The sequence below is a fragment of the Bacillus sp. FSL R5-0416 genome, from assembly GCF_037975425.1.
In the GTDB taxonomy this organism is placed as follows: domain Bacteria; phylum Bacillota; class Bacilli; order Bacillales; family Bacillaceae; genus Bacillus; species Bacillus subtilis.
The window spans coordinates 2,286,470-2,307,411 of record NZ_CP150252.1 but is presented as its reverse complement, the minus strand read 5'-3'; the positions used below and the strand labels follow the sequence as shown (position 1 = coordinate 2,307,411).

At 42.4% G+C, this 20,942-nt stretch carries 25 protein-coding genes; 19 read left to right on the top strand and 6 right to left on the bottom strand.

The genetic code is table 11. From position 1 onward, the window contains the following. Positions 1 to 25: 25 nt before the first annotated feature. Together NYE20_RS12105 and metA are read right to left on the bottom strand one after the other, a co-directional pair. Positions 26 to 1,174, bottom strand: coding sequence for a diglucosyl diacylglycerol synthase (locus tag NYE20_RS12105; protein ID WP_021481509.1), 1,149 nt, complete (start codon positions 1,172 to 1,174; stop codon positions 26 to 28). 230 nt (positions 1,175 to 1,404) lie between these two features. Beyond that, positions 1,405 to 2,310: a homoserine O-succinyltransferase gene (gene metA, locus NYE20_RS12100; protein ID WP_021481508.1), complete on the bottom strand. Its 906-nt coding sequence runs from the start codon at positions 2,308 to 2,310 to the stop codon at positions 1,405 to 1,407. A gap of 342 nt (positions 2,311 to 2,652) precedes the next feature. Here metA and NYE20_RS12095 point away from each other — a divergent pair, with 342 nt between their 5' ends. The 10 genes from NYE20_RS12095 to NYE20_RS12050 all read left to right on the top strand — a co-directional run bounded on the left by NYE20_RS12095 (position 2,653) and on the right by NYE20_RS12050 (position 10,974). Beyond that, on the top strand, positions 2,653 to 3,135 hold the full coding sequence (locus NYE20_RS12095; protein ID WP_015251858.1) for a glutathione peroxidase: 483 nt from the start codon (positions 2,653 to 2,655) through the stop codon (positions 3,133 to 3,135). A gap of 15 nt (positions 3,136 to 3,150) precedes the next feature. Continuing rightward, positions 3,151 to 3,768, top strand: a complete 618-nt coding sequence (gene hdhQ, locus NYE20_RS12090; RefSeq protein WP_064671094.1) for an Mn(2+)-dependent (deoxy)ribonucleoside pyrophosphohydrolase — start codon at positions 3,151 to 3,153, stop codon at positions 3,766 to 3,768. A 59-nt stretch (positions 3,769 to 3,827) separates the two neighbouring features. Continuing rightward, positions 3,828 to 4,961 (top strand): conserved virulence factor C family protein, encoded by a 1,134-nt coding sequence (locus NYE20_RS12085; protein WP_041849947.1) that lies wholly within the window; start codon positions 3,828 to 3,830, stop codon positions 4,959 to 4,961. A gap of 288 nt (positions 4,962 to 5,249) precedes the next feature. After that, positions 5,250 to 6,926, top strand: a complete 1,677-nt coding sequence (ilvD, locus tag NYE20_RS12080; RefSeq protein WP_009967560.1) for a dihydroxy-acid dehydratase — start codon at positions 5,250 to 5,252, stop codon at positions 6,924 to 6,926. A 106-nt stretch (positions 6,927 to 7,032) separates the two neighbouring features. After that, positions 7,033 to 7,467, top strand: a complete 435-nt coding sequence (brxA, locus tag NYE20_RS12075) for a bacilliredoxin BrxA (protein WP_003230794.1) — start codon at positions 7,033 to 7,035, stop codon at positions 7,465 to 7,467. A gap of 41 nt (positions 7,468 to 7,508) precedes the next feature. Then, positions 7,509 to 8,282, top strand: coding sequence for a class I SAM-dependent methyltransferase (locus NYE20_RS12070; RefSeq protein ID WP_339183076.1), 774 nt, complete (start codon positions 7,509 to 7,511; stop codon positions 8,280 to 8,282). 259 nt (positions 8,283 to 8,541) lie between these two features. Beyond that, on the top strand, positions 8,542 to 9,153 hold the full coding sequence (locus NYE20_RS12065; protein WP_009967559.1) for a YpjP family protein: 612 nt from the start codon (positions 8,542 to 8,544) through the stop codon (positions 9,151 to 9,153). Between the two features lie 17 nt (positions 9,154 to 9,170). Further along, on the top strand, positions 9,171 to 9,704 hold the full coding sequence (locus NYE20_RS12060) for a phosphatidylglycerophosphatase A (RefSeq protein ID WP_003230797.1): 534 nt from the start codon (positions 9,171 to 9,173) through the stop codon (positions 9,702 to 9,704). A gap of 142 nt (positions 9,705 to 9,846) precedes the next feature. Beyond that, on the top strand, positions 9,847 to 10,353 hold the full coding sequence (dfrA, locus tag NYE20_RS12055) for a dihydrofolate reductase DfrA (protein WP_123373173.1): 507 nt from the start codon (positions 9,847 to 9,849) through the stop codon (positions 10,351 to 10,353). Further along, positions 10,354 to 10,974 carry a 1-acyl-sn-glycerol-3-phosphate acyltransferase gene (locus NYE20_RS12050; RefSeq protein ID WP_339183073.1) on the top strand — a complete coding sequence of 207 codons (621 nt, stop codon included), beginning with the start codon at positions 10,354 to 10,356 and terminating at the stop codon, positions 10,972 to 10,974. A 39-nt stretch (positions 10,975 to 11,013) separates the two neighbouring features. Here the strand turns inward: NYE20_RS12050 and NYE20_RS12045 are convergent, their stop codons facing one another. Beyond that, a complete protein-coding gene (locus NYE20_RS12045; protein WP_004398522.1) occupies positions 11,014 to 11,655 on the bottom strand; it encodes a hemolysin III family protein in 642 nt (213 codons plus the stop codon). Positions 11,656 to 11,675: 20 nt separating this feature from the next. Next, positions 11,676 to 12,671: a sigma-54-dependent transcriptional regulator gene (locus NYE20_RS12040; RefSeq protein ID WP_038828633.1), complete on the bottom strand. Its 996-nt coding sequence runs from the start codon at positions 12,669 to 12,671 to the stop codon at positions 11,676 to 11,678. Positions 12,672 to 12,919: 248 nt separating this feature from the next. Between NYE20_RS12040 and ilvA the strand changes: the two genes are divergently transcribed. From ilvA to NYE20_RS12005, 7 genes are all read left to right on the top strand, one after another. Continuing rightward, the gene (gene ilvA, locus NYE20_RS12035; RefSeq protein WP_014480067.1) at positions 12,920 to 14,188 is read left to right on the top strand and encodes a threonine ammonia-lyase IlvA; all 1,269 of its coding nucleotides are present in this window, start codon (positions 12,920 to 12,922) and stop codon (positions 14,186 to 14,188) included. 85 nt (positions 14,189 to 14,273) lie between these two features. Further along, the gene (locus NYE20_RS12030) at positions 14,274 to 14,525 is read left to right on the top strand and encodes a DUF2535 family protein (RefSeq protein WP_014480066.1); all 252 of its coding nucleotides are present in this window, start codon (positions 14,274 to 14,276) and stop codon (positions 14,523 to 14,525) included. 146 nt (positions 14,526 to 14,671) lie between these two features. Beyond that, positions 14,672 to 15,253, top strand: coding sequence for a cytochrome c oxidase assembly accessory protein ScuA (scuA, locus tag NYE20_RS12025; RefSeq protein ID WP_085187460.1), 582 nt, complete (start codon positions 14,672 to 14,674; stop codon positions 15,251 to 15,253). Positions 15,254 to 15,330: 77 nt separating this feature from the next. Further along, positions 15,331 to 16,098, top strand: coding sequence for an SGNH/GDSL hydrolase family protein (locus NYE20_RS12020; RefSeq protein ID WP_339183069.1), 768 nt, complete (start codon positions 15,331 to 15,333; stop codon positions 16,096 to 16,098). A gap of 9 nt (positions 16,099 to 16,107) precedes the next feature. Beyond that, positions 16,108 to 16,671 (top strand): YpmS family protein, encoded by a 564-nt coding sequence (locus NYE20_RS12015; protein WP_015251867.1) that lies wholly within the window; start codon positions 16,108 to 16,110, stop codon positions 16,669 to 16,671. Positions 16,672 to 16,683: 12 nt separating this feature from the next. Further along, complete coding sequence (ypmT, locus tag NYE20_RS12010; protein WP_003230808.1) at positions 16,684 to 16,878, top strand: protein YpmT; 195 nt, start codon at positions 16,684 to 16,686, stop codon at positions 16,876 to 16,878. A 71-nt stretch (positions 16,879 to 16,949) separates the two neighbouring features. Then, positions 16,950 to 18,287 carry an MATE family efflux transporter gene (locus NYE20_RS12005; RefSeq protein ID WP_321541070.1) on the top strand — a complete coding sequence of 446 codons (1,338 nt, stop codon included), beginning with the start codon at positions 16,950 to 16,952 and terminating at the stop codon, positions 18,285 to 18,287. Between the two features lie 49 nt (positions 18,288 to 18,336). On the opposite strand, the gene NYE20_RS12000 is transcribed toward NYE20_RS12005, so the two are convergent. Further along, positions 18,337 to 18,762: a MarR family transcriptional regulator gene (locus NYE20_RS12000; protein WP_004398634.1), complete on the bottom strand. Its 426-nt coding sequence runs from the start codon at positions 18,760 to 18,762 to the stop codon at positions 18,337 to 18,339. Between the two features lie 131 nt (positions 18,763 to 18,893). On the opposite strand from NYE20_RS12000, the gene msrA reads away from it, so the two are divergent. Both msrA and msrB read left to right on the top strand, forming a co-directional pair. Then, positions 18,894 to 19,427 (top strand): peptide-methionine (S)-S-oxide reductase MsrA, encoded by a 534-nt coding sequence (gene msrA / locus NYE20_RS11995; RefSeq protein WP_014477117.1) that lies wholly within the window; start codon positions 18,894 to 18,896, stop codon positions 19,425 to 19,427. After that, complete coding sequence (gene msrB, locus NYE20_RS11990) at positions 19,428 to 19,862, top strand: peptide-methionine (R)-S-oxide reductase MsrB (RefSeq protein WP_021481498.1); 435 nt, start codon at positions 19,428 to 19,430, stop codon at positions 19,860 to 19,862. A 43-nt stretch (positions 19,863 to 19,905) separates the two neighbouring features. On the opposite strand, the gene NYE20_RS11985 is transcribed toward msrB, so the two are convergent. Next, positions 19,906 to 20,931 carry a nucleoside-diphosphate sugar epimerase/dehydratase gene (locus NYE20_RS11985; RefSeq protein ID WP_064671101.1) on the bottom strand — a complete coding sequence of 342 codons (1,026 nt, stop codon included), beginning with the start codon at positions 20,929 to 20,931 and terminating at the stop codon, positions 19,906 to 19,908. Positions 20,932 to 20,942: the final 11 nt, after the last annotated feature.

The following is a 20,942-nucleotide window of genomic DNA, read 5'->3' as shown; positions in this document are numbered from 1 at the left end:
TTTTCGTATGCTCTCAAGTACGCCATTACGATAGCACTTTGGCTTTTTGTTTGGCAGTCATCATTTCTGATTCCTTCAGGATATCCTCTAAAATCACTTCAGAGGAGTTTGCTAAATGAAGGTCCTTAATGTTTTTCTTCATGCGATGCAAGGTATCTTCATCTGCAAGAAGGGAAGTGACTGATTCGAGAATCTCTTCATGACGGTTCACAACGATGGCAGCTCCGCGGTCTTCAAAGAAGTTTGCATTTTCTTTTTCCTGGCCAGGCACGGGTTTGTACAGAATGACAGGCACTCCAATGGCTGTGGCTTCTGTCAAAGTAATGCCGCCGGGCTTGGTAATCATGCAATCTGTGATCCGAAATAGCTCATCAATGCGCTCCACATAGCCCAGAACTTTTAATTTGTCACCATTTTCCGCCTCAAGCGCACTCAAAGATTCTTTTAAAGCCGTATTTTTCCCGCACACGACAACCACTTGCACTTGGTCATCCTTGACAAGGTTTTCGCACAGCTCTTTTACGTTCTTTAATACACCGTGAGCACCTGCCATGATCAGAAGCACTTTTTTGTTTGGTGAAAGATTGTACTTTTTATATATCGGGCCAACCGGCATGGATTCTTCAAATTGCGGCCTGATTGGAATTCCTGTGATTTTTACATTGCTTGGATGAGTGCCGATCTCCATCAGTTTTTCCTTCACGTAATCTGTCGCCACATAATATTTATCCACGTTTTCGTGAACCCAAATTTTATGAAGACAAAAATCAGTCATAACGTTGAAGGTAGGAATGACTCTTCCAGTTCGGCGTCTGTATTCCGGCACGACGATCATCGGAAATGTATTAATAATAATATCGGGCTGATGTTCATCGACAAGTTCGCCCAATCTTTTATTACCCATTTTAAAGTAAATATTGAATTTACGTTTATTATAGATTTTGTCAACTCCGTAATAAAACAAACGATAAAACTGTTTCCCGATTGAGAAGCTTTTTAAATAAAGGTATTGAGTTACCTCTGAAACAATCGGATTTGACTCTTGGTACAAATTAGAAACTGTTACATGCTGAAAGCCGAGCCGTACACATTGTTCATAAAGTGTTTTGGCTACCTGCACATGTCCATTTCCGTAATTTGCAGTCAAAATTAATACTCTTTTATTGGTATTCAAGTAAATTCACCTCAATGTAATCAACAACAAGCAAGCTTCATGCATCGTAAGGAGTTATTGTCTATACATAAACATAACACAAATACATAATCGAATTATTAATGCAGTGAAAAAGTTAAGCTAATTTTAAATGATTTGGATTCCAGTATTTTAAATTTTTGTTATACGCAGACTGAATCAGATGTATTTTATCATATTTTTTGCTCAGCGTATCACTAAAAAAAGAAAAATTAGTCCCATTCATAAGGAGTTTCTTGGTAAACGTAATAATTCAGCCAATTCATAAACAATAATGTGGCATGCGCTTTCCAGCGATTCACTGGCTCGTTGCTGCCTTTTGCAAAATAATGTTTAGGCTCCTCGACAGTAGAAAGGTTTCGTTCCAAATCTCTTTCATACTCTTGAAGAAGCGTATTTGTATCATATTCAGGGTGCCCTGTCAAAAAGACTTGTTTTTCGTCTTTTGACACAATTAAGCAAACCCCGGCTTCCTTTGATGCGGTAAGAATGTTTAAATCGGGCACTGCTTGAAGCTGTTCCATATTTATATCTGTATGCCGGGAATGCGGCACGTAGTATAGCTCGTCAAAACCTCTTACCAATCTTTCGTGTTTTGAAAGAACGGTATGTTCGAACACACCGAAGATTTTTTTCGGCATTTGAATTTTTTCCACACCGTAATGGTAATACAAACCTGCTTGAGCACCCCAGCAAATATGCAAGGTTGAAGTGACATTTGTTTTGCTCCACTCCATGATTTCCTTGAGCTCTTCCCAATATGAAACATCTTCAAACGCCAAATGCTCGATCGGCGCACCGGTGATAATCATGCCGTCAAACCTCTTGTGACGGATATTGGAAAAAGTCGTGTAAAATTCGTCAAGGTGTTCTCTCGCAGTATTTTTCGGCGTGTGTGTGCTTGGGATTAAAAATGTGAAATGAACCTGTAAAGGCGAATTTCCAAGCAATCTGAGAAGCTGAGTCTCTGTTTGGATTTTTTTCGGCATCAAATTTAATATAATAATTTTTTGCGGCCGGATATCCTGATGAAATGCTCTGCTTTCATCCATTACAAATATATGTTCACTTTCAAGCACCTGTTTTGCCGGCAGGTGTGTTGGTATATTAATAGGCAACGTGCCACCTCCATTATTTCCCCGTTTAATTTTCTTCATTATAGGAATTTTCACGCCAATTTTCAATCTATCTATGCGTGTTGAGGGGGAAACAACAGAAAACTCTTTAAATAAAACGCACTGACACGCCTTTTGGTTTCACAGTAAAATGATTTTCAAAGATGTCAGAGGGAATTGTAATGTTTTATAGAATGATAAGATAAAAAATGAGCCATATGAATTGATAATGAACGGACGCTCATATCGTTAGGTTTCTTATGAGTTCTTAATTGATGTATACATTTTGAATTGCGATTTAAAAAAGGTAAAATAATCAGCACTAGGGACATAGGAGGGACTTACATGTCTATTTATCATATGAAGGTACGTACAATCACAGGGAAAGACATGACACTTCAGCCTTTCGCGGGAAAGGTACTGATGATCGTGAATACAGCAAGTAAGTGCGGTTTTACTCCTCAATTAAAGCAGCTGCAGGAATTATATGATACATATCAGCAGGAGGGGCTAGAGATCTTAGGGTTCCCCTGCAATCAATTCATGAACCAAGAGCCTGGTGAAGAGGCTGACATACAGGAATTTTGTGAAACAAATTACGGTGTTACATTTCCTATGTTTTCAAAAGTGGATGTAAACGGGAAAAACGCCCACCCGCTGTTTGTGTATTTGACAGAACATGCGAAAGGGATGCTGGGAACTAAGGCGATCAAGTGGAATTTCACGAAATTTATAGTGGATAGAAATGGAGAAATCGTTGGCCGTTATTCACCAAATACAAATCCGAAAGAGCTGGAAAACGATATCGTGAAGCTATTAGAGCAATAAAAAGAGGGTGTTTTTGTGAAGGAATTGAAGCAGGCAGAGCAAATCAGGACATGGGTTCAATCTATCCTGACTGACGAAAGCTCTGGACATGACTGGCATCATGTATCAAGAGTAGCAGATCTTGCAGCGTATATTGGAGAAAAGGAAAAAGCGGATTTGTTCATTGTTGAAACGGCGGCTTTGGTTCATGATTTAATTGATGTGAAGCTGCCTGACACGGTCAGGCTTTCTGTGAGCGAAGTATATGATCAGCTCGTTTTTTTCGGAGTAGGAAAAGAGAATGCTGACAGGGTGATTCATATTATAACAAGGATGTCCTTTCGGGACAGGGGGAAATTGGCGAAGGAGCCGCTCTCAATTGAAGGAAAAGCTGTACAGGATGCTGACAGACTTGATGCGATTGGTGCTGTCGGCATTGCGAGAGCTTTCATGTTTGCGGGCGCAAACGGGCATGGCCTTTATGGAGATGAGCAAAGCGCCTACGCTCATTTTTTTCATAAGCTCCTGCGGCTGAAAGATATGATGAATACAGACACTGCACGGGAACTGGCAGAAGAAAGACACAATTTTATGCTTCAGTTTGTCCGCCAATTAGAAAAAGAAATACCCGGGATTGATGCCAAAACGTCGTAATAGAAGGCTTGGAGCGACTATGATAGAATAAGTCACAGATATGCTATAGGAGGACGATCATGAAGATAAAATCAATTGAACCTACACCAAGCCCGAATACAATGAAAGTCATCTTAACGGAAGAGCTTCCGGCGGGCAAAAGCAATAACTATAAACCTGAGCAAGCAGAAGGCGCACCGCCTGTTATAGCGGAAATTCTTAAAATAGATGGAGTTAAAGGGGTATATCACGTCGCAGATTTTCTTGCTGTTGAACGGAATGCAAGATACGACTGGAAAGACATATTACCGCAAGTCCGCACTGCATTTGGGATGGAAAGTGCTGAAAGCGGAGAAGAAAATCGTTCTGATCAAGAATCTTTTGGAGAGGTAAAAGTTTTTGTGCAGATGTTCAGCGGCATTCCTATGCAAGTTAAATTAACCGATGGAGAGCGGGAAGAACGCTTCGGCTTACCTGAACGCTTTCAGAAGGCGATCTTAAAACTTAGATCTGAAGCTTCCAATGTTGTGTTTGAGCGGGCTTGGAAAGAACAAGGTGTCAGATTCGGTGACTTTGATGAAATCGGCCATGACGTGACAGAAGAGCTTCAGGCGGCATACAGTGATGAACGGCTGAAACGACTGACTGAAGCAGCCGCTCAAGGAAAGGGCGAATCAAAACAAACTGTACAGCGCAAAGCGTATAAAGTAACGCTTGACATGCTGGATGATGAGGACTGGAAAAAGCGTTATGCACACTTGGAACAGATGGATCCGAAAGAAGAGGATATCCCGGTTTTACAGAAGGCATTGGATGATCCAAAGGTGTCCATCAGAAGACAGGCTGTTGTGTACTTAGGGATGATTGAAACACCTGATGTTCTTCCTCTATTGTATAAAGCACTTGAGGACAAAGCTGTATCAGTCAGAAGAACGGCCGGAGACTGCCTGTCTGATATCGGCGATCCTCAAGCCATTCCTGCTATGATCAAGTCGTTAAGCGACTCCAGCAAGCTTGTTCGCTGGCGTGCGGCCATGTTCCTATACGAAGTCGGGGATGAAAGTGCAATTGAAGCTTTGCGCGCTGCCGAAGATGACCCCGAATTTGAGGTCAGCCTTCAAGTCAAAATGGCGCTTGAACGTATTGAGCATGGAGAAGAAGCAAAAGGTTCTGTTTGGAAACAAATGACGGAAAGCAGAAAAAAAGGCGAATAGAAATAAAAAAGGTGCAGATCATGCACCTTTTTTATGTGAATTCACTTTTTATAAAAATTATTTCGAATATTGTTGAAAAATATCCGAAAACTATTTATAGTAAGTAACAATATTAATAGTTGGAGGGTTCAAATCGAAAGAAAGCTATATAAATATAAAAACACGAAAGAACAAAACAAGGTGAGGGCGGCCTGTATTTATCTTATTTGCAAAAACAGCCCATAAATAAACTGAAAATTGTCAAAATAAAATCCAATCAAACAATTGAAAGAATTTAGGAGGATCACCATGGCAGAATTACGCAGTAATATGATCACACAAGGAATCGATAGAGCTCCGCACCGCAGTTTGCTTCGTGCAGCAGGAGTAAAAGAAGAGGATTTCGGCAAGCCGTTTATTGCGGTGTGTAATTCATACATTGATATCGTTCCCGGTCATGTTCACTTGCAGGAGTTTGGGAAAATCGTAAAAGAAGCAATCAGAGAAGCAGGGGGCGTTCCGTTTGAATTTAATACCATTGGGGTAGATGATGGCATCGCAATGGGGCATATCGGTATGAGATATTCGCTGCCAAGCCGTGAAATTATCGCAGACTCTGTGGAAACGGTTGTATCCGCACATTGGTTTGACGGAATGGTCTGTATTCCGAACTGCGACAAAATCACACCGGGAATGCTTATGGCGGCAATGCGCATCAACATTCCGACGATTTTTGTCAGCGGCGGACCGATGGCGGCAGGAAGAACAAGTGACGGGCGAAAAATCTCCCTTTCCTCAGTATTCGAAGGGGTAGGCGCCTACCAAGCAGGGAAAATCAACGAAAACGAGCTTCAAGAACTAGAGCAGTTCGGATGCCCAACGTGCGGGTCTTGCTCAGGCATGTTTACGGCGAACTCAATGAACTGTCTGTCAGAAGCACTTGGTCTTGCCTTGCCGGGTAATGGAACTATTCTGGCGACATCTCCGGAACGCAAAGAGTTTGTGAGAAAATCGGCTGCGCAATTAATGGAAACGATTCGCAAAGATATCAAACCGCGTGATATCGTTACAGTAAAAGCGATTGATAACGCGTTTGCACTCGATATGGCGCTCGGAGGTTCTACAAATACCGTTCTTCATACGCTTGCCCTTGCAAACGAAGCCGGCGTTGAATACTCTTTAGAACGCATTAACGAAGTCGCTGAGCGCGTGCCGCACTTGGCCAAGCTGGCTCCTGCATCGGATGTGTTTATTGAAGATCTTCATGAAGCGGGCGGCGTGTCAGCGGCTCTGAATGAGCTTTCCAAGAAAGAAGGAGCGCTTCATTTAGATGCGCTGACTGTTACAGGAAAAACTCTTGGAGAAACCATTGCCGGACATGAAGTAAAGGATTATGACGTCATTCACCCGCTGGATCAACCATTCACTGAAAAGGGTGGCCTTGCTGTTTTATTCGGTAATCTAGCTCCGGACGGCGCTATCATTAAAACAGGCGGCGTACAGAATGGGATTACAAGACACGAAGGGCCGGCTGTCGTATTCGATTCTCAGGACGAGGCGCTTGACGGCATTATCAACCGAAAAGTAAAAGAAGGCGACGTTGTCATCATCAGATACGAAGGGCCAAAAGGCGGACCTGGCATGCCGGAAATGCTGGCGCCAACATCCCAAATCGTTGGAATGGGACTCGGACCAAAAGTGGCATTGATTACGGACGGACGTTTTTCCGGAGCCTCCCGTGGCCTCTCAATCGGCCACGTATCACCTGAGGCCGCTGAGGGCGGGCCGCTTGCCTTTGTTGAAAACGGAGACCATATTATCGTTGATATCGAAAAACGTATCTTGGATGTACAAGTGCCAGAAGAAGAGTGGGAAAAACGAAAAGCGAACTGGAAAGGTTTTGAACCGAAAGTGAAAACCGGCTACCTGGCACGTTATTCTAAACTTGTGACAAGTGCCAACACCGGCGGTATTATGAAAATCTAGATAGCTGGGGACACTTTCTTTTATTTTAAGGTGTGAACATTTGAAATCCGGCCCTCTCTATAGTATCCTTTACTTCAGATGAAGGATACTAGAGGGGGCTTTTTTTATGTCAATGGCTTATGAAGAATACATGCGCCAGCTTGTCGTACCGATGCGCCGCGAGCTGACTGGAGCAGGTTTTGAAGAGTTAACAACAGCGGAAGAAGTAGAAAACTTTATGGAAAAGGCAGAGGGCACAACTCTTGTAGTCGTTAACTCTGTATGCGGCTGCGCGGCAGGCCTTGCGCGTCCTGCGGCTACACAGGCAGTCCTCCAGAATGACAAAACACCTGACAATACGGTGACTGTATTTGCGGGCCAAGATAAAGAAGCTACTGCGAAAATGCGTGAGTATTTTACTGGCCAGGAGCCTTCTTCACCATCAATGGCTCTTTTGAAAGGCAAAGAAGTCGTACATTTTATTCCGCGTCATGAAATTGAAGGACACGATATGGAAGAAATTATGAAAAATCTGACTGCTGCCTTCGATGCGCACTGCTAAATGCCCGTTTTCCGGGCATTTTCTTTTTGGGAGTACAGAAGATGATAACAACAAGCTATAGACCGTCTGAACACACCATAAAAACCGCAAAGCAGCTTTCTAAAGAGCTAAATATGCCATACTGCGGCCGGAATAAACAAACGGTTGAACACCTGCTGAAGTCAGCTGAACGCGATTTGCTTGTGGTCGGCAAAGAGCGGTTTGAGCTGTATACGAAACAAGGTGCCAAATTCTTTTTTCATCCGAATACAGCGATGTTTAGAGCCAAACGCTTCTTGCAGGGGGAGAAAGAGCCTATGCTTCGGGCTGCCGGCTTATCTGAAGGGGATGCGTTTTTAGATTGCACACTCGGGCTGGGGTCAGATGCCATTATCGCAAGTATGGCAGTAGGCGAAACGGGTTCTGTTGTTGGGATTGAAAAAAACCATCTTGTGTCTGTTTTAGTGAGGACGGGACTGCATTCATGGGAAACGGGTATAGAAGAGCTTCAAGCTGCGATGAGAAGAATCCAGGTGAAGAATGGTGATTGCTTTGAACACATCAAGCAGCTTCCTGACAACTCTGTTGATGTGGTTTATTTCGATCCAATGTTTCATGAACCTGTAGAAACCTCTGACGGTATCGCGCCTTTACGTGATTTGGCAGAGGATTCCGTTTTGCGCGAAGGATGTATCAATGAAGCGGTACGAGTTGCCAGAAAAAGCGTTGTGCTAAAAGACCACTGGAAAAGCCCGCGGTTTGAACAGTTTGGTTTTAACGTCATGAAAAGAAAAACAGCACTGTTCCATTATGGCGTCATTCAAACAAGCCCGTGATTCATATCACGGGCTTTCTGTTAATCGGTGACCTCCATGACGACAAAGTATAACAATGTTAAGAGTGAAACTGTGGCAAACAGAGCGTCAATCATGCGGAAAGCCTCCTTTCATGGAATATTGTAAGCGTTTTTACGCAAAGTGCATAGCAACGAATCTCCTAATTTGCATATCAGTTTCATATAGTACATGACTTGCATGTTTTGGATGTGCTAAAATAAGAGAAACATGACAATAAAATAGAGAGGAATAAGCAGTCATGAAATTGTGGATGAGAAAGACCCTTGTGGTTTTATTTACCATTGTAACATTCGGGCTCGTATCTCCTCCGGCTGCCCTTATGGCGGACAAGCCTTCCGGACAGCCGAGCAGTCTTGAGCAGAATGATTACACCGCTTTTTATGATGAGCATGACCTGTACGATGATGAGTCGGATGACAGGCGAGATCCTGAACTGCTTTTTCAATCGTACAAGGAACAGCTCCTTGACAGCGCTGAGGATCAGTCCTTTTTAAAATTCGGCAGCAGAATCGCTCCTGTCATTGAGGATGACTATCGGAAAGAGATCCTGCCAAAAATCGAAAATGTGATTAGTGATTATTTAGCGACATTGCAAGATGATGAGGCGTACCAAGATGTTGTGATCTCAAGCATGCCTTCAGCGGGCAAAACGGAAAAAATTTTCAACGTTTACAATCGGACAACTGGAGAAGATCTTCTCAGATTCCATGTGCGAAGAGACCACCCGCCTCATGACGGCTACTGGTTTAATTTTCATTATCATACAGCAGAAGATGGATTTCAATCACATCATGAGCTTGGGAGTATTTACTGGGACCGCAACACGCCTCCCAACTGGATGAGTGCCTAAAGGAGATGCCATTAGACATGAAAAAGTACACAATGAATGAAATGGTCGATATAACAAAGGATATGCTGAACAAACGGGGCGTTATGATAGAAGATATTGCACGGATTGTTCAAAAACTTCAGGAAAAATACAATCCAAATCTGCCGCTCAGTGTTTGCATGGAGAATGTAGAAAAAGTCCTGAACAAACGTGAAATTATTCATGCTGTTTTGACAGGCCTTGCACTCGATCAGCTTGCAGAACAGAAGCTTCTCCCCGAACCGCTGCAGCACCTTGTTGAAACGGATGAACCGCTTTACGGCATAGATGAAATTATCCCGCTTTCCATCGTTAATGTGTACGGGTCGATCGGTTTGACCAATTTCGGTTATTTGGATAAAGAGAAGATTGGAATTATTAAGGAACTTGATGAAAGTCCAGACGGTATTCACACCTTTTTGGATGATATTGTGGCAGCTCTTGCTGCAGCAGCGGCGAGCAGAATTGCACATACGCATCAGGATCTGCAAGATGAAGAAAAAGAACAGGATGAAAAGCCTGTCGTCAGCTGACTATAAAAAAATCATTTCTGGGTTCAGAAATGATTTTTTATTGTGTTACACTACTAGAAGACTACTTTTAAAGGATGAAAAAAATGAAACAGTATAAGGATTTATGCAGACATGTTTTAGAGCAAAAAGGGGCGGTCAGCGTATGATTTCATTCATTTTTGCGATGGATGCCAACAGGCTTATCGGCAAAGACAATGATTTGCCGTGGCATTTGCCCAATGATCTTTCATACTTTAAGAAAGTAACATCGGGCCATTCAATCATTATGGGCCGAAAAACATTTGAATCGATCGGACGTCCGCTTCCAAATCGGAAAAATATTGTCGTTACCTCAGCGCCGGCTTCAGAATTTCCGGGATGCACGGTTGTCGGTTCATTAAAGGATGTACTGGACATTTGTTCAGGCCCTGAAGAATGCTTTGTGATCGGAGGGGCTCAGCTCTATACGGACCTTTTCCCTTATGCGGACAGACTGTATATGACGAAAATTCATCACGAGTTTGAGGGTGACCGTCACTTCCCTGAATTTGATGAATCCAATTGGAAACTGGTTTCTTCTGAGCAGGGGATCAAAGACGAAAAAAACCCGTATGATTACGAATTTCTAATGTATGAAAAAAAGAATTCTTCTAAAGCGGGAGGATTTTAATTGGTTCGCTACAGCCTTCTAGTGGTTTATATTGTGTATATGCTGTTAAAAAATATGAAACAATTATTTAATCAAACAATGCTTGATCCCCGTCTGTCATACAAAAAACAGATGACTCTTGTGTACGAACAGCCAAAGGCGTTTTTGGAAGGCTGTATCGGCATCTCCGGTTCAGTTGTGACAATCCATCAGCCAGAGCCAATACCACAAGGTCCTGTTTTGTATGTGCATCCCCGTTTGCGTTTGGCTGAACTGGCCTTAATTGCTGGATATATTGAGGAACCGGCTGGCTTTATCGTCAACCCAAAAGTGTTCCGCTTGCCTTTTATCGGGCAATGGCTGGTTCGGATGGATGTGATTTCAGACGGTGATTCAGAAAAGGTATATGAAGATGTGACAAAACAGCTGGAAAAGGGACAAAGCCTGATTCTTTCACTAGATGGTTCTATTGATCCTATAGAACTTGCGGCCCGCTATCATCTTCCGTTGGTGATGGTGGAAACGAAAGGAACAGATAACATGCAAAAGGGCTCGTTTTTTAAACGCTTAAAACCGGCAGACATTGAATTGTCCTTTTCAAAAGCTTATATACCTGCCAATGAAAAACAATTACGTGCATAAAAAAAGCGCAGTCGTGAAGACTGCGCTTTTCTGTTACTGTTACGAAAGGAACGGCACCTTTACACAATAGAAGAGCACGCAGAAAAACATGGCAGCGCTCCCGCCCAATACAAAGCTGTGCCAAATGGCGTGATGGAAGGGGATCTTTTTCCAAATGTAAAAGATGGTTCCGACAGAGTATAAAATGCCGCCGAGAAAAAGGAGGCTGAATCCCGCTCCGCTCAGTGAAGCATATAAAGGTTTAACTGCAATAATCATCAGCCACCCCATGACTAAATACACGAAGGTTGACAATAGGATAAACCGTTTCACAAAGAAAATTTTAAAAACGATTCCGCCTAGGGCAAGTGACCATACGATAACCAACAGGGTAAAGCCGAGTGTGCCTTTCAGCGGCCCAAGCAAAAAAGGCGTGTAGGTTCCGGCGATGAGTACGTAAATTGCGCTATGATCAATAATCTCCAAAATGTCCTTCGTTTTTTTATGTGTGATGCTGTGAAGCAGGGTGGAGCTCAAATATAACAGCAGCATAGAGACACCGAATATTGTAAAGCTGACAATGTCCCATGCAGACCCGTAATTAGCCGCAAATATGATTAGAAACACTAATGCTGGGATGGATAAGAGGACACCGATGCCGTGTGTAATCGCATTGGCGATCTCTTCTTTGATTGTAAACAAGTGCATTCTCCTTTCGATCGCTAGATCATTTGATTTTTTAACGTCTCTATAAAGCTCAAGCCCTCAAAGGTAATTTTTGTGCCTGCGCGTCCGCGGCTTTTGGTGACATAATCTTTTTTCTCCAAATAGTCGAGACGGCTTCTGACCTGCTGAGGAGTTAACGAGGTTTGGGTATTTTTGCTGTGTTCAGAAATGATCCGTCTGCTGGCAGGTTCTCCTTTTTCGTTCAATACTTTTATTGTTTCCAAAATAAACAAAAACTCAGCTTTTTCCATTAAAGTCAGCAGCTTCGCTTTTTTCTTCGACGTTTTTCCGTCTATCGCGCCTCTAATATATGGCGGGAGGTCATATGGCTGAATCGTTCCCCCGCTTGATACTGCCGCCATATAATCTGCAGCGTTTTTTAATTCCCTGACATTGCCTTCAAATGCATGCTTCTCAAGCACGGGAAAAACGGAGGGATCGATTAACAATTGCCGACCGGAATTTGAGAGAAAATGCTGTGTCAAAAGCGGAATATCGCTTTTTCGTTCCGATAATTCGGGCAGTGCGAGCGTTAAAATGTTCAGTCTGTAGAATAAGTCTTGCCTGAATGTATGTTCCACGGATCGGTCTGCAGAAGCACAGATCATTCGCGGTTTCTCCGTGTCTGAATCAAGCGCTTTTAACAGCTGAGCTTGTACAGAAGCAGGCATGCGCCATACATCATCAAGAAAAAGGGTTCCTCGTACCGCTTTTTGAAAAACACCTGTGTTTCCGTTAGGGCCAAAAAGCTCATGAATAAGGGTTTCTTCCGAATGGGTGCTGCAATTGACGCTTATAAACGGTTCATTGCTTCTCGAAGATTCCAAGTGTATGGCATGTGCGAAGTGATTTTTGCCTGTTCCGATTTTTCCTGTTATTAAGACAGGAAGCTCCGATAACGAGAACTGCTTGGCGATTCGCTTCGCTTCCAGGAAAGTTTGATGTTCTCCGATTAGATGTTGAAATGTATTGAGTTTTGGTGCACTATTCATCAATTGGCTCCTTTTGGTTCTAATTGGTTTCATTATATCATGCCTTTTGGTTGAAAACACCCTTTATTTTACGATCATCTTTTTTCTTGACTCTGCAGGATAATGGTTGAACAGAAGTTACCACAAGATGTGGTGGACATAGTCTGTATTTTTTTAATTATTAAATAAAAATAATTGTCTTATTTTTTGAATATTCATGTTATAATGGCATATTAAATAGGGATTTAAAACAAGAAAGGAATCTGTACATGAAACCGTTGCTTAAAGAAAACTCTCTCATCCAAGTGAAAGACATTTTGAAGGCTCACCAAAACGTAAAGGACGTTGTCATTCACACACCTTTGCAGAGGAATGACAGACTTTCTGAGAGATATGAATGCAATATCTATTTAAAACGCGAAGACTTGCAAGTTGTCAGATCTTTTAAGCTCAGAGGGGCTTATCATAAAATGAAACAGCTTTCCAGCGAGCAGACAGAGAACGGAGTTGTGTGTGCAAGTGCCGGAAACCACGCTCAAGGTGTGGCATTTTCGTGTAAACATCTTGGCATTCACGGGAAAATTTTTATGCCGTCTACTACACCGAGACAAAAAGTATCTCAAGTTGAACTATTCGGAAAAGGATTTATCGATATTATTTTGACAGGCGATACGTTTGACGACGCGTATAAAAGCGCTGCTGAATGCTGTGAGGCGGAATCTCGGACGTTTATCCATCCGTTCGATGATCCGGATGTGATGGCCGGACAGGGAACGCTCGCAGTCGAGATTTTAAACGACATTGATACAGAACCGCATTTTCTTTTTGCAAGTGTCGGAGGCGGCGGCCTTCTCTCTGGGGTAGGTACATATTTGAAAAACGTGTCTCCTGATACAAAGGTAATTGCTGTTGAGCCGGCGGGAGCGGCATCCTACTTTGAATCAAACAAAGCTGGGCATGTCGTCACACTTGATAAAATTGATAAGTTTGTAGATGGGGCGGCTGTTAAAAAAATTGGCGAGGAAACCTTCCGGACGCTGGAAACTGTCGTTGATGACATTCTCCTTGTGCCTGAAGGAAAAGTATGTACATCCATTCTTGAATTATATAACGAATGTGCGGTTGTTGCTGAACCGGCTGGAGCTCTTTCTGTCGCAGCGCTTGATTTGTACAAGGATGAAATTAAAGGGAAAAACGTGGTGTGTGTGGTAAGCGGGGGCAATAACGATATCGGAAGAATGCAGGAAATGAAGGAGCGTTCCTTAATTTTTGAAGGTCTTCAGCATTATTTTATCGTCAACTTTCCGCAAAGAGCGGGGGCGCTCCGCGAATTTCTTGACGAAGTACTCGGACCGAATGATGACATTACAAGATTTGAATATACGAAGAAAAATAATAAAAGCAACGGACCTGCTCTTGTCGGCATCGAGCTGCAGAACAAAGCCGATTATGGGCCGCTGATTGAACGGATGAACAAAAAACCGTTTCATTATGTAGAGGTGAACAAGGATGAGGACTTGTTCCATTTGCTAATCTAATTTTTTTACACAACCGCGCAAAATGACAGACAGCCCGGCTGGCATCATATATAATAGAAGAAAAACAAAAAAGAGGATTGATAGCTTGTTACTCAAAAGCCTAGAGTTCAAACGCGATGACGGGATTCAGGTGAAAGTGACAGAAATACCTGTATTAAAGGAAGATGAGCACTATTTCTTTATGTTACATCACCATTTGCAATTCTACTTAAAAGAAGTGTTTTCATCAAACAGCAGGGCAAAAGTGTATTCTTTCCGACATTATATGAAGCGCCGGATGAAGTGGGCAGATTATCAGGCGGTTTTTCATCAAGAGGTGTTAAAGCACAACGCGTAACATGCCGTTTTTTACCTGCATGCCCTCCTTTGTAATCGTTAATGGGAGGCATGCAGGATTTTTTTTGCTCAGTATCGAATACAAACATGGGACAGTAAGGACGGTTTTAGAAAGCGTTTTTATGCTGGCTGGAAAGGGTGGATGTCATGAAGGTTATCAAGGGGTTAACGGCTGGGCTGATTTTTCTGTTTTTGTGTGCATGCGGAGGACAGCAGATTAAAGATCCGCTCAATTACGAGGTGGAGCCTTTTACATTTCAAAACCAAGACGGCAAGAACGTTTCTTTAGAGAGTTTAAAAGGAGAAGTATGGCTGGCGGATTTTATTTTTACCAATTGTGAAACTATATGTCCGCCAATGACCGCTCATATGACCGATCTGCAAAAAAAACTGAAAGCCGAAAATATAGATGTCCGCATCATATCATTTAGTGTTGATCCAGAAAACGATAAGCCGAAACAGCTGAAGAAATTTGCCGCAAATTATCCATTATCTTTTGATAACTGGGATTTTCTCACGGGATACAGCCAGAGTGAGATTGAGGAGTTCGCACTTAAGAGCTTTAAAGCGATCGTAAAAAAGCCGGAGGGAGAGGACCAAGTGATTCATCAATCTTCTTTTTATTTGGTAGGTCCGGACGGTAAGGTGCTGAAAGATTACAATGGAGTGGAGAATACACCGTACGATGATATCATTTCCGATGTGAAGTTAGCTAGTACACTCAAGTAAGCTAAGAGACTAGGCATTTGCAAATCTTCTAAAACATGATACACTTTCCACTAGTAGAATGGGAAGGAGCAACAAGATTGAAGCTGCGCATTTTTTCAATCATGGCCAGTTTGATTTTGCTTCTTACTGCGTGTACGAGCATACGTACATCATCTGAGGGAAAACAAAAAGCCCATGAAACGAAAACAAAAGAACACATTGTCATAGCGGCTGTCGGAGATTCGCTGACAGAAGGAGTCGGAGATCCCGACGGAAAGGGATATGTCGGCAAGGTGGCGGATTCTATCCGGTCAGATAAACAAGTCAAAACGGTCGACGTGAAAAATTATGCCGTAAAAGGGAACCGTTCGGATGATTTATTAGAAAAACTAAAAGATAAAAAGGTTCAAAAAGGCATAAAGGACGCAGATTATGTCTTTTTTACAATTGGCGGTAATGATTTGATGAAAATCCTTCGCCAAAACTTTCTGCAATTAACCGTTGAACCGTTTCAGGAAGCGGAAAAACCGTACGAAAAGCGCTTTGAAAAAATCATTTCTGAAATTCGCAAGCTGAATGATCACGCTGAGCTGATTTATGTCAGCATGTACAATCCGTTTACGTTTACATTATCAGAACTAAATGAAATAAATGGTGTCGTCACGGATTGGAACCATATTGCTGAAAAAGAGCTGAAAAAAGATAAACATGCAAAAATCGTTCATATCGAAGATTTGTTCAATCAAAAAAGTGACAGCAGCCGAATTTCTGAGAAAGATGATTTTCATCCTAATGGTACGGGTTATTCTCTTATCGCAAAGCGCGTCTATCAAGCCATTAAAAAAGAAGGATTACCGAAAGAGTAGGGTGACAGCATGAATAAGTGGAAGCGACTGTTTTTTATATTGCTTGCAATCAATTTTATCCTCGCCGCCGGGTTTGTGGCACTTGTTTTGCTCCCGGGAGAACAGGCTCAGGTGAAGGATTCATCTGAGAGCGAGTATGGATTTCAAGTGACAAGCACAAAAGAATCATTAGCTGCGTTTGTTAACTCATATTTAAACGACAAAGCATCAAACAAGCTTGATTATAAAGTAGAGATTGATGATGATGTTCATGTCGCAGGGAAAATCAAGGCATTTTCCACGTCTATTGATGCGTTTATCGCTTTTGAGCCGACTGTGAAAAAAAACGGTGATGTAGAGCTGAATGTCACGAAATTTTCGTTAGGGAAATTGAGTATACCAATTAGCTTTGTGTTAAATTATATGGACAGCTTTTATGAATTGCCGTCATTTGTCCATGTTCACCCCGGAGATAAAAGCATTGAAGTGCGTTTGTCAGAAATGCCTTTAACGAATGGAATGTATGTCAAAGCGGATAAGATAAATTTAGAAAAAGATGAAATTGAGTTTTCCTATTACCATCCTAAACAATAGAGGTGACTGAAAATGAAACGGATTTACCAGTATTTCAGTTTATTATCCTTTACATTTTCCCTGTACTTCGGCTGGCTTGCTTATCATCATCTGGCTGCTGAAGATATGGATCAAATGTATTTGAATGTTTCCTATTGTGCCTTGTTCCTAAGTGTGATGGTGTTTACATTCGGTATGCGAGACCGAAAAAAAACCGATAAGTCATGAAAAAAGAGACATGAAACAACGTCTCTTTTTTCGTGCGGTCCGAAGAAAATTTGAGAACACAAGGAGAAAAGATGAAAGCATACGATTTTACACAGGGGAACGTGCTGAAACAGCTTGTACTGTTTTCAATGCCTATTATGCTTGGAAACGCATTGCAGGTTTCCTTTCAATTTATAGACAGCTTGTGGATCGGCAATTTACTGGGGGCAAAGGCCCTTGGGGCAGCCGCGGTATCAAGCACGATTGTTTTGACCGTGCTGTCTTTTATTTTGGGCCTTAACAATGCGACGTTAACCATTTTATCTCAGCAAAAAGGAAAAGATGATGTAAAAGGAATGGCATCGTATATTAACGCTTTTGTTGTTTTATTAACAGGCCTAAGCATCGGATTCGGCGCGGCCGGTTTTTTTCTCTCAGAGCTTTTGCTGCGTCTTCTAAAAACACCGGAGTCAATGATACCGCTTGCTGAGACGTATTTACAGATTCAATTTATCGGCATTTTATTTTTGTTTGGTTATAACTTTATCAGTACTGTGCTTCGTGCGCTGGGCGACAGCAAGACACCTCTCCGGTTTATTGCGTTTGCTGTTGTACTGAATACAGTGCTTGCGCCGCTCTTTATTTCTGTGTTCCGCATGGGAATAGGGGGAGCGGCTTATTCAACGATTTTGTCACAGGGCATTGCGTTTCTGTATGGGTTGTTTTATGTCATCAAACACAAGCTTGTGCCATTCTCGATTCCGAGAATGCCCAAGTGGGAAGAGTCCGCGCTGATTTTGAAACTCGGGATTCCGGCAGGTCTGCAGATGATGGTGATTACAGGCGGTATGATGGCGATTATGAGTGTTGTTAACTCATACGGGGATCACGTGGTATCAGGCTTTGGCGCGGTGCAGCGGCTTGATAGCATCATCACGCTTCCAGCAATGGCTGCCGGTACGGCCGTCAATAGTATGGCAGGGCAAAATATTGGAATCGGAAACGAAAAAAGAGTGGGAACAATTGCAAGGCTAGGTGTGATAGCTGTAATTTCCTGCATGCTGGTGATTGCGGTTATGATTTGGGTATTTGGTAAATATCTCATAAGGTTATTTATCAGTGAGCCCGATGCGGTCGCATTTGGTGAACAATATTTGAAGTGGATCGCGTTTTTCTACCCTTTTATTGGGATTAATTTTGTGCTGAACGGAATCGTCAGGGCCGCGGGAGCGATGCTGCAGGTTCTGGTATTAAATTTGATCTCGTTTTGGGTGTTGAGATATCCTTTCACAGCTCTATTTTCAGCTTGGCTTGGACAAAAAGGAATCGGGCTTGGAATCGGAATGAGTTTTTTATTTAGCAGCTGCGCGGCATTTTTGTATTATAGATATGGCCGCTGGAAAGCAATGAAGCTGTTTACTGAAAAATAAGTGAAGCACTGCGAAAAGCACATACCTATATATCGGTATGTGCTTTTTTTCACCGTTTTTTATCAAGTTTGCTGAAGAGCTCGATTAACGTGGCAAGTTCAGCATCAGTGTAGCAGTCAAAGCGTTTAAAGAAATATTCCGTTTTTTTCTCGTTAAAGTGCTGAAGGACTTTTTCGCCCGCTTCAGTGATATGAATGCGGATGATGCGTCTGTCTTCCTTCGATCTGATTCTCGTAATCCATTCCTTTTCTACCAGCGCATCGGTCACAGCCGTAATGTGGCTTGCCGATACCTCTAAAATAGGCGCAAATTCAGTGACTTTTTTAGGCCCTTGTTCACTGAGGATCCGAAGAATGGTGAATTCATTCCGCGACAGCTCTTTATCTAAAATTTCATTGATTTCATTGCGTATTTGTTTAAAGACTTTACGGAGTAAAGTTTCCATATCGTACATCATCTGTGTTCTTACTTTCAAATTTGTGAACCTCCATTACATAAGCATATTGCTTAAAACCTATAGATTTTATTGAAAAGCAGAATCATTTTCATTCTATTTTTACATGCTATAATATAATAATACCACGTATTAACAAAGGAGGCACCAGTATGTCTGAAAAAAAAGAAATCGCCACATTTGCAGGAGGCTGTTTTTGGTGTATGGTTAAACCTTTTGACGAACAGCCGGGAATTGAAAAAGTGGTGTCCGGGTATACAGGCGGCCATACTGAAAACCCTACGTATGAAGAGGTGTGCAGTGAAACGACGGGACATCGTGAAGCCGTTCAAATCACGTTTAATCCTGATGTATTCCCTTATGAAAAACTGCTTGAATTATTTTGGCAGCAAATCGATCCGACAGATGCCGGGGGGCAGTTTGCTGATCGCGGCAGTTCCTATCGCGCAGCCATTTTTTATCATAATGATAAACAAAAGGAGCTTGCGGAAGCTTCCAAGCAACGTCTGGCGGAAAGCGGCATCTTTAAAGATCCGATTGTAACGGACATTTTAAAAGCTGAACCTTTCTATGAAGCGGAAGGCTACCATCAGCATTTTTATAAAAAGAATCCAGCACATTATCAGCGCTACCGGACAGGTTCCGGACGTGCGGGATTTATCAGCGAGCATTGGGGGGCTAAATAAATGGCGTACAATAAAGAAGAAAAAATGAAGTCGTTAAATCGCATGCAATATGAAGTAACGCAAAATAACGGCACGGAGCCGCCGTTTCAAAATGAATATTGGGATCATAAGGAAGAAGGGTTGTATGTAGACATTGTGTCAGGGAAGCCATTGTTTACATCCAAGGATAAATTTGATTCCCACTGCGGCTGGCCAAGCTTTACAAAGCCGATTGAAGAAGAAGAAGTGGAAGAAAAACTGGACACGAGCCACGGCATGATTCGCACAGAAGTAAGAAGCCGAACTGCTGATTCTCATCTTGGCCATGTATTTAATGACGGACCGGGTCCAAACGGACTTCGTTACTGCATAAATTCAGCAGCGCTGCGGTTTGTTCCGAAGCATAAGCTGAAAGAAGAAGGATACGAAAGCTATCTGCATCTCTTTAATAAATAAACTGTTAAAAACAGGCCTGCCTAATGGATAGACAGGCTTGTTTTTATGCCTTTTTCTCTTGATGCAATTCTTCAATAATCTGAGCAATTCTTTCTTTCGTAATGAGCGGGGCTTGATCTGATTGATACCCAGGCAGATTGACTTTGCGAAAGTCAGGATGTTTTTCCGGCTCTGGAAGGATTGCATAAAGGTTGCCCCATTCATACAGTGATTCAATTTCATGTGGAGATGTTAATTCTTCGTGAAGCTTTTCACCTGGACGCTTGCCCACTTCTACTGCAGCCGGCAGCGGGAGCCCGTGCTGCGATGCATATTCTTCAAACCCATGAATCAGTTCTTCAAGTTTCAGTGATTCCATTTTGAAAATAAAGGTTTCTCCGCCTTTTGTAATAGCAGCCGATTGTAATGTCAATGTAGCTGCATCGTCTATTGACATGAAAAATCTGGTCATGTTTTTGTCTGTGATGGTCAGAGGTTCACCCTCCATCATCTGTTCAAATAATATGGGGATGACCGAACCTCTGGAACCGAGAACATTTCCAAAGCGGACCGAACAAAACAAGGTTCCTTTGTTTTGGACGTGGCGGTTTGCTTGATGAAACAGCTTTTCAGATAACAGCTTGGTGGCACCCATTGTGTTCACAGGAGATACAGCTTTATCTGTACTGATATTAATGACATGCTGCACTCGGTGTGAAAGGGCAGCTTCCACCACATTTTGTCCGCCGATGAGATTGGTCTGAATCGCTTCAAATGGATGGTCTTCACATGTCGGAACCTGTTTCAGCGCAGCCGCGTGAAAGACGATATCGACGCCTTTCATCACCTGATTCACCCTTCTGTGATCGCGTACATCTCCGAGTACAAATAATAGCCGCTTATCCTCCGCATACTTTTGGCTCATGACATACTGTTTACTGTCGTCTTTGCTGAATACAATCACCTGTTTAGGTGTAAGCAGCAAAAGGCGTTTGACAATTTGACTCCCGATTGAACCCGTTCCACCAGTGACTAAAACTGTTTTGTTATGGAAAAATGGTTTTAGTTCTGCTGTTTGCTGTTTAGGCATGGCTTATCCTC

Bases quoted from the DNA above. Each gene is read 5' to 3' on its own strand.
- ilvA (WP_014480067.1), top strand. From the start codon at position 12,920: ATGAAACCGTTGCTTAAAGAAAACTCTCTCATCCAAGTGAAAGACATT.
- NYE20_RS12005 (WP_321541070.1), top strand. From the start codon at position 16,950: ATGAAAGCATACGATTTTACACAGGGGAACGTGCTGAAACAGCTTGTA.
- dfrA (WP_123373173.1), top strand. From the start codon at position 9,847: ATGATTTCATTCATTTTTGCGATGGATGCCAACAGGCTTATCGGCAAA.
- NYE20_RS12015 (WP_015251867.1), top strand. From the start codon at position 16,108: ATGAATAAGTGGAAGCGACTGTTTTTTATATTGCTTGCAATCAATTTT.
- ilvD (WP_009967560.1), top strand. From the start codon at position 5,250: ATGGCAGAATTACGCAGTAATATGATCACACAAGGAATCGATAGAGCT.
- msrA (WP_014477117.1), top strand. From the start codon at position 18,894: ATGTCTGAAAAAAAAGAAATCGCCACATTTGCAGGAGGCTGTTTTTGG.
- NYE20_RS12095 (WP_015251858.1), top strand. From the start codon at position 2,653: ATGTCTATTTATCATATGAAGGTACGTACAATCACAGGGAAAGACATG.
- ypmT (WP_003230808.1), top strand. From the start codon at position 16,684: ATGAAACGGATTTACCAGTATTTCAGTTTATTATCCTTTACATTTTCC.
- scuA (WP_085187460.1), top strand. From the start codon at position 14,672: ATGAAGGTTATCAAGGGGTTAACGGCTGGGCTGATTTTTCTGTTTTTG.
- NYE20_RS12070 (WP_339183076.1), top strand. From the start codon at position 7,509: ATGATAACAACAAGCTATAGACCGTCTGAACACACCATAAAAACCGCA.
- NYE20_RS12065 (WP_009967559.1), top strand. From the start codon at position 8,542: ATGAAATTGTGGATGAGAAAGACCCTTGTGGTTTTATTTACCATTGTA.
- NYE20_RS12040 (WP_038828633.1), bottom strand. From the start codon at position 12,671: ATGAATAGTGCACCAAAACTCAATACATTTCAACATCTAATCGGAGAA.
- NYE20_RS11985 (WP_064671101.1), bottom strand. From the start codon at position 20,931: ATGCCTAAACAGCAAACAGCAGAACTAAAACCATTTTTCCATAACAAA.
- NYE20_RS12085 (WP_041849947.1), top strand. From the start codon at position 3,828: ATGAAGATAAAATCAATTGAACCTACACCAAGCCCGAATACAATGAAA.
- msrB (WP_021481498.1), top strand. From the start codon at position 19,428: ATGGCGTACAATAAAGAAGAAAAAATGAAGTCGTTAAATCGCATGCAA.
- brxA (WP_003230794.1), top strand. From the start codon at position 7,033: ATGTCAATGGCTTATGAAGAATACATGCGCCAGCTTGTCGTACCGATG.
- NYE20_RS12060 (WP_003230797.1), top strand. From the start codon at position 9,171: ATGAAAAAGTACACAATGAATGAAATGGTCGATATAACAAAGGATATG.